The 7633-nt window shown below is 64.3% G+C and carries 6 protein-coding genes; 2 read left to right on the top strand and 4 right to left on the bottom strand.

The window, feature by feature from the left end:
- Positions 1–183: 183 nt before the first annotated feature.
- The 4 genes from WBF82_RS20180 to WBF82_RS20165 form a co-directional block, all read right to left on the bottom strand.
- On the bottom strand, positions 184–1467 hold the full coding sequence (locus tag WBF82_RS20180; protein ID WP_424384707.1) for a TetR/AcrR family transcriptional regulator: 1284 nt from the start codon (positions 1465–1467) through the stop codon (positions 184–186).
- Positions 1468–1676: 209 nt separating this feature from the next.
- Positions 1677–2615, bottom strand: coding sequence for an SDR family NAD(P)-dependent oxidoreductase (locus tag WBF82_RS20175; RefSeq protein ID WP_424384705.1), 939 nt, complete (start codon positions 2613–2615; stop codon positions 1677–1679).
- 17 nt (positions 2616–2632) lie between these two features.
- On the bottom strand, positions 2633–3733 hold the full coding sequence (locus WBF82_RS20170) for an acyl-CoA dehydrogenase family protein (protein WP_424384704.1): 1101 nt from the start codon (positions 3731–3733) through the stop codon (positions 2633–2635).
- Positions 3730–4887: an acyl-CoA dehydrogenase family protein gene (locus WBF82_RS20165; RefSeq protein WP_424384703.1), complete on the bottom strand. Its 1158-nt coding sequence runs from the start codon at positions 4885–4887 to the stop codon at positions 3730–3732. Before WBF82_RS20165 ends, WBF82_RS20170 begins: the two co-directional genes overlap by 4 nt.
- Before the next feature lie 141 nt (positions 4888–5028).
- Here WBF82_RS20165 and WBF82_RS20160 point away from each other — a divergent pair, with 141 nt between their 5' ends.
- Complete coding sequence (locus WBF82_RS20160; protein WP_424384706.1) at positions 5029–6690, top strand: nitric oxide reductase activation protein NorD; 1662 nt, start codon at positions 5029–5031, stop codon at positions 6688–6690.
- Positions 6691–6818: 128 nt separating this feature from the next.
- Positions 6819–7633, top strand: an 815-nt coding sequence (locus tag WBF82_RS20155) for a CbbQ/NirQ/NorQ/GpvN family protein (protein WP_424384702.1), incomplete at its 3' end; no start/stop codon positions are given.

Here is a 7633-nt window from a genome sequence, read left to right as displayed (position 1 = left end):
ATCTTGGCTGCCGCGGCGCCCATCCCGGTGGCACCTCCGACGATCAGCGCCCGCTTGCCGTCGTAGCGGAACTGCTCGATACCAGTCATTTCAATCCTCTCTGGGAACGCTAACTGTAAGGCTCACGAGTACTGTACGGGAACAGATATTTGGTATGTGTGGCGGTCGTTTCGGTGGATGGTGTTACTTGCGTCTGCCGCGTTCGGCGACGCCGCGCACCACGGTGTCGCGGGCATTGGTCAGCGCCGCATGCTTGCCCTGGGCCCGCACGATGTTCTCCGGCATCCACAGAATGTCCATCACGCACCGCGACAGCATCGCGAGCGACGGCGGATCCTCGATCCGGATGTCACCGGACTGGATTCCTTCCGACAGCAGCGCCCGTAACTGCCGGAGTCGCATGGTGAACGCCAGACCCGGGTTGGGGGTGTCTGGCGGCGATTGGCGCATCCAGGCAAGTTGAATCTTCCACTCGTCGGGAAATTGGTCCAACGCGTTGATGTTGACCCAACTCAGCGCATCTAGTTTCTCGACCGGTGTGGCGTCAGTCCGCAGCACAGCGGCGAATCCGCCGCCGGCCTTCTTGCCGAACGACTCCATGATCGAGGCGAGCAGTTCGTCCTTCGACCCGATCAGCCGATACACCGTCCCGGTGCCTAGGCCCGCGGCGGAAGCGATATCTCTGATGGTGGTGACCTCGTAGCCTTTTCGGCCGAACTCGGCTCGTGCTATCGCACGGACGTGGGTGGCTTTGTCGTTGGCCTCGGACTCGCCTTCGTCACGCCATGTGTTGATCGCTGCCTCGGCGGCCGCAAAAGCAGGGGAGCGATCCAATTCTCGATCACTGTGCGGCCGACTGGCCAGACCATGCAACATGATGCGGCACAACACGACTGCGGTCTGGTCGGCGGCGGCGGTATGCCGAATGATGTCAAGTCCGACGTGCATCATCGTCTGGCAAATCCGGTCGGCCAGTATGGGAAGATCGATATCGGACCTGATGTAGCCGCTCCATCGACCGGCGCGCAGCATTTGCAGCATCGCCTGCTGGACTGCTGTGGGAGGTTTCTGAAGCAGTTCCACGAGCTCCGGATTTGCATTCGGCGCCTCGTAGAACGACATCTGCAGGGCGGCGCGATGCTGCACCGCGCAGCGTGCGATCGCCGATCCCAACGCGAAGATCTCGTCAGCGGCGGAGCCCGAGTCGGGCTTGTCCAATTTCTCATGGGCGATCTCGCCGATGCGGTCCAAGTCGGCGTAATATCGCCGGACCAACTCGACGAGGATCGCTTCTTTCGATTCGAAGTGGTGATACAAGCTGCCCGGCAAAATACCCGCTGCGTCGGCGATCTCCTGCAAGGACGTGCGTAAACCCGACGAAGCAATCAATGACGCGGCAGTCTGCAGGATTTCGGTGCGGCGAGTGCCGTCGTCGTAGGCGCCCGCCCGCGTATTGGTCGGCGTCATCGGAGCGCGTCCGGCCCGGCCAGCCCGGACCAACGAATCGGCATCGGGCAAGTCTAGGCGGGCGGAGTTTCGAGCGGCTGCAGCCTCGGATGGTTGCTGAAGTCCCACGACACCTCCTGGCCGTGATCCGTTATTGCTATCCAGCCGTTGCCCGAGTGACCGAATATTTGGTTTTACGCTACCAGGCTGCTAGAGCGGCGGGCCGCAGCTCACTGTGAGAACACGTCGACGCCCAGTCTTTCGCAGACTGCGAAGACCTCTTCGAAAATCGACCCTGGAACTGTGAACGGCTCGGTGGCAGACACTTCGGATAGGTGCGCCGCGACATCGTCGGCGGTCGGGTTGCTGCCAGGGTCGGCGAGCCAACCCTCGCCGAGTCCTACGAAAACGCGCGAAAAGCGCCCGGCGCAAGCCGAATAGTTGTGATGGGTGAACTCGCAAGCCCGACTGGCCAGAAATGCAACGATCGGCACGACCAGCTCAGGCTGGATCACTTTCAGGAATCCGGTCTCCTCAAGCGCTTTGGGGTCACCGACCGTTTCGGTGACCATGCGCGAAAAGCCGAACGGCAGCACTGTATTGGCGAGGATGCCGTGCTGGGCGCCTTCGATGGCGATGACATTGGCGAGCCCAACCAGGCCCGCCTTGGCCGCGGCGTAGTGGGCTTCCAGCGGTTGGCCGAACATGCCGCCGGAGGAGGAGATGAACACGAACCGCCCGTAGCCGGCCGCCTTCATCTCCCGGTATGCCGGCTGGCTCAGATAAAACCCGCCGTCGAGGTGGACGCTGAGCATCCGCCGCCAGTCGGCCTGCGACAGATCCTCGAAGGGCACACTGTTGAAGATGCCGGCGTTGCTGACCACCGCGTCGAGTCGACCGAATCGGTCGATAGCGGTGCGGACGATCGCTTCTCCACCCTCGGGGTTGTCTACGGAATCATGTGACGCCGCGGCGACACCACCGGCGCGCTCGATCTCTTCGACGACCGCGTCGGCGACGCTGGTATCCGCACCATCGCCATGCATGGATCCGCCGAGGTCGTTGACCACGACCGCCGCGCCGCGGCGCGCTAGCTCGAGCGCGTACAGGCGTCCGAGGCCGCGGCCGGCGCCGGTGACGATCGCCACCTGCCCGGTGAAGTCGATCATGTTCCTCCTCCCCAAAATCAGTGCAGAACTGATCCGGCGAATTGCGCACCCACCTCGACGAGATAGCGGTCGGGGCCGCCGAGAAATGCGTTCCAGCTCAGTAGGCGCTTGAAATAGAGGTGGGCGTCGTGTTCCCAGGTGTAGCCGATACCGCCGAATACCTGGATGGCGTTGTCCGCGACGGCGGCCAGCCGGCCGGCGAAGGCTTTGGCGCGCATTGCAGCCAAATGCCGCTCTTCACGATCGGCGGCGTCGGCCGCCCACAGTGCGTGGATGACGCCACTGCGGGCGAGTTCAACCGTCTCGTACATATCGACGCACAGGTGCTGGACGGCTTGGAACGCACCGATGGGTTTGCCGAATTGACGCCGCACCTTGGCGTATTCGACAGCCAGGTGGAAGACCGCACGCGCGGCGCCCAGCGCGTCGGCGGCCCAGGCGACGACCACGTCGTCGACGAGATCCTCGACGGTATCCGGCGATGCAGTGGCCAGACGTTGCGCTGGCGTGTCATCGAGTGCGACGCGAAATTGCTTGCGGGTCCCATCTATTCCGGTCTGCGGCGTAACTACCACGCCAGGCGCCGGCATCTGGACGCCGAAAAGCCCTGTGCCGCCAGGTTCATCGGCCAGCACCAGCACCACGTCGGCGGCGGCGGCATCCCAAATGTGGCCGATCGTGCCACGCAGCGCAATGCCATCGCCCGGCTCGACGACCGTTGGGCGAATACCGTCGAGAGGGCCCACCGCGGCAATTGTGGAACCGTTTGCAATCCCGCTGAAAAGCGGTGCAGCCGCACCGCTGTCCACGCCGAACCGCGTGAGCGCACGAGTCGCGGCGACCGCGGTGGACAGCCACGGTCCGGGATGCAGTCCGGCACCAAGCTCCTCGAGCACGATGCCGGCCTCAACCATCGTCATGCCGGCGCCGTCGTACTCCGGTGGGACCAGCATGCCCGTGGTTCCCAGGTCGGCGAGCCCACGCCAGACCGCCTCGGTCGTGCCGGTGGGATCCTCGAGCATCGGGCGGACATGTCCGGCGATCGACGCCTTTTCAGCCAAGAAGCTTCGTACGGTATCGCGCAGCGCGATCTGCTCGTCGTTCAGTTCTAGGTTCATGAGCGTGGCAAGCCGAGGACTCGCTGCGCGGTGATGTTTTTGTTGATTTGGGTTGTACCGCCGGCGATGGTGAGCGAACGCGATGTCAAGCGATATTCCGCCCACCGGCGACCGCCTGCGTGCGATCCCAGCAGGTCGAACGCCAGCGCGGCAATCTGCTGCCCGACCTCACCCCAGATCGTCTTGGCCAGGCTTGCCGACCCGAATGCGTCACCGCCGTGCAGGATCGCCGATATCGAACGCTGACACAGCACCTCGAGATACTTGATACGCAAAGCGATTTCGCCGAGGCGCCGCAACGTCGTGGCATCTTCGAGTGCCGGTTGACCATCGATGTGGACGTCGGCGAGGTCGGCTACCAATTCCGCTAACCGCGTTTGCATCTCGGTGTAGAGGCGCGCAGCACCGGCGCGCTCGTGGCTCAGCGTGGTTGTGGCAATCTGCCAGCCGCCGTTTTCCGGGCCGAGCAGAGCATCCGCGGGCACCCGCACGTCATTGAAGAAGACTTCGGCGAAATCGGCCTCGCCGCTGAGCGTGACGAGTGGCCGGACCTCGATGCCGGGCAACGACATGTCCACAATCAGGCAGGAAATGCCCTTGTGCTTCGGCGCGTCCGGATCCGTTCGCACGTAGAGCTGACACCAGTCAGCGCGATAACCCATCGACGTCCAGATTTTCTGGCCGTTGACGACGAACTGATCGTCTTCGCGCACGGCGCGAGTACGCAACGAGGCAAGGTCCGAACCCGCCTCGGGCTCCGACATGCCCTGGCACCAGATTTCGTCGGCTCGCATCATGCGGGGCAGCAGGGTGCGCTTTTGCTCTTCGGTGCCGTATTGCATGATCGCGGGCGCGATGTTGTTCAGGCCGATCACGTTGAGTGGCATCGGCACCCGCGCCCGAGTTGTCTCCTCGGCGTACACCAATTGCTCGAGCACCGTTGCGCCGCGGCCGCCGTACTCCTGCGGCCAGGAGACTGCGGCCCAACCGGCGTCGGCCATCGTCGCATTCCATGCACGAAGTGTCTGGAACGCGGCCTCGTCCCTGCCTCGCCGGCGGCCAGCGGCTACAACGTCGTCGGTGAGGTTCGCGGCCAACCACGCGCGAAGCTCCTTGCGGACCTGCTCCACCTCGGGTGGGTATGAAAAATCCACGTTGCTTGGTTTACCTCACGCGTTTGACTTGGGCCAAGCGCGACTTTACGTTGGAACAGATATTTGGTCAACGAGGTCCGCGGCGTTCGGAGGTCGTGTGTGGCAAGCGACGCTTCTGGCGATCGGTTGCAGGCCCTGGGCATGCTCGCATCAGCACTTGCGGGCCGGCCGATAGCGGTCGCCGAACTGCAACCGGGTGCACCGCCGTGGACTGACGGCCAGACGATTTTCGTCGATCCCGCCGCGCGAGCCCGCGCGACGCTCGAAGCGATTGCGGTGCAAGCGTCGTTGATCACAGCGGGCAGCCTTGATCCAGAAATCCTGCGCTCCCTGGTCCGTCGGCGTCGGCTGGCCAAGCGCTACCTCGCAGTCGAGGGTCACCGCGCGCTAGTCGCCAACGGTGACCTGTTGCCGGGCATCTTGGCGTCGTTGGGCGATCCCGAAATCGCAAGCCGCAGCGAATCGCCGGCCGCATCGCTGCGAATTGCCGGCCGGCGGGCACGGATCGACGAGCCGGCGCCGCAATTCGGCGTGATCCGTGCGTCGAAGGTACTTGCCGCGTGCTCCCGAGCGGCCGCTCAAAAAGACCAGACGAGCCCGCAACATGTGCCGCGGGACCACGACACGAAGGAACTGCAGGACTTCCACGATGGCGAGATCGACGATTCCGACGATCCCGATATGTTCACCAGTCCGGTTGGCGGAGGCGGCTTTATCGGCAAGTGGTTGAAGAAGCTGCTGTCTTCGGCACGCAAGACCGGTAGCGGGGGCGGGCCACCCGGCGCGGATAACCCGACGCACCGGATCAACTCCGGTAGTCGCGGGGCGGCCGCGGTGTCATCGCTCGCCGCTGTGTCGAGCGATGACGACGGGGACATCAGAGACCATTGGATTCTTACGTCTGGTGCCGTGACATATCCGGAATGGGACGTCACCCGCAAGGGATACCGCGATGCCTGGTGCACCGTGTACGAGGTTGAGCCGGAGATCAAGGTATCGGCAACCCATGAGTTCGACGACGCCATCAGCATGCGGCGCCCGCTGTCTAGGCTCGGCATGGGTCTGCACCGCCGCCACCGCCAGTCGCAGGGCGACGATATCGACATCGACGCGGCAGTCGAAGCGCGCGTCGAGGTGCTCGCCGGCTCGGCCCCCGACGAGGCGGTCTACCTCGACAGCCTGCGGCGCCGGCGCGACCTGTCGGTGTTGCTGCTGCTCGATGTGTCGGGATCGACTGCCGAACCCGGCACGGTGGGCCAGACGGTGCACCAACAGCAACGTGCGGCAGTCGCCAACCTCATGGTTGCGCTGCACGACCTGGGCGACCGGGTTGCGCTTTACGCCTACTACTCGCAGGGTCGGCGTGCGGTGACCATGGTGCCCGTCAAACGATTTGACGACCATCTGGACACCCAGGCCATGCGGCGGCTGAACAGTCTCGAACCCGGCGCGTACTCCCGACTTGGCGCGGCGATCCGGCACGGCTCGGCAGTCTTGGAGGCACGCGGGGGAACCTCGCGGCGGCTGTTGGTCGTGCTGTCCGACGGGCTCGCATATGACCATGGCTACGAGCGCCCCTACGGCGCCGCGGACGCGCGTCGCGCATTGACGGAAGCCCGCCGTCGCGGCAACGGCTGCGTATGTCTGACGATCGGCGCAGGAACCGACGTGCTATCGCTGCGCAGGGTATTCGGTAACACCGCACACGCGACGATCGCGCGTCCAGATCAACTCGCTGATGTGATCGGGCCGCTGTTCCGATCCGCGTTGCGGTCGGCAGAGGTTCGCCGGAAAGTGTCGTGAGGAACGCCTGATGCCATGTCCCAGAACGTAGTTGGCGTATCAGTTTCTCGGCCCCGATCGTCATGGCACTTGAAACAAACATCTGTTCCGGTTAGGCTCCATTCAAGCGGAGGATCGGAAGGGAAGCGATGGCCAACCAGTCCGGGCTTGATAGCCGGAGCGGCGCGATCCTAGAGGCGGAGATGGTGCGGCCCTATTACCAGGCGGTCGGCAGCGAAGAGGCCATTTTCAAGGCGGCATACCGCCAAGGGCTGGCCCTCGTTCTGAAGGGGCCGACGGGTTGCGGTAAGACCCGATTCGTTGAGGCGATGGCCCACGATCTCGACCGGCCGCTGATCACCGTCGCCTGCCATGACGACCTGACTACCGCGGACCTAGTGGGTCGGTATCTGCTGCGTGGCGACGAGACGGTGTGGGTGGACGGGCCGCTGACCCGCGCGGTGCGCGAGGGAGCAATCTGCTACCTCGACGAAGTGGTGGAAGCCCGACAAGACACCACCGTGGTGTTACACCCGCTTGCGGATCACCGGCGGCAGCTGCCCATCGAACGTCTCGGTATCACGCTGGACGCGGCGCCCGGATTCGGCCTCGTGGTGTCCTACAACCCCGGCTATCAAAGCGTGCTAAAGGACCTCAAAGATTCGACACGTCAGCGAATGGTTGCCATCGAATTCGGCTTTCCTGCAGCCGATGTCGAGGAGGCGATCGTTGCGCATGAGGCTGGCGTAGACCGTGCCACCGCAGCCGAGCTGGTGCGTTTCGGACAGGCCATCCGCCGGCTGGAAACCGGCGGGCTGCGTGAGGTCGCATCGACGCGGGTGCTGATTGCGGCGGGCAGGCTCGTTGTAGAGGGGCTGGCCATGCCAGAGGCGGCGCGGGCGGCGATCGCAGGGCCGCTCACTGACGACGCGGCTGTGGGCAAGGGTCTGGGCGAGATGATCGA

It is taken from the genome of Mycobacterium sp., from assembly GCF_049673265.1.
Taxonomy (GTDB): domain Bacteria; phylum Actinomycetota; class Actinomycetes; order Mycobacteriales; family Mycobacteriaceae; genus Mycobacterium.
The sequence above is the reverse complement of the archived record's forward strand: the minus strand, read 5'-3'. Positions and strand labels throughout refer to the sequence as shown.

Bases quoted from the DNA above. Each gene is read 5' to 3' on its own strand.
- WBF82_RS20180 (WP_424384707.1), bottom strand. From the start codon at position 1,467: ATGACGCCGACCAATACGCGGGCGGGCGCCTACGACGACGGCACTCGC.
- WBF82_RS20175 (WP_424384705.1), bottom strand. From the start codon at position 2,615: ATGATCGACTTCACCGGGCAGGTGGCGATCGTCACCGGCGCCGGCCGC.
- WBF82_RS20170 (WP_424384704.1), bottom strand. From the start codon at position 3,733: ATGAACCTAGAACTGAACGACGAGCAGATCGCGCTGCGCGATACCGTA.
- WBF82_RS20160 (WP_424384706.1), top strand. From the start codon at position 5,029: ATGCTCGCATCAGCACTTGCGGGCCGGCCGATAGCGGTCGCCGAACTG.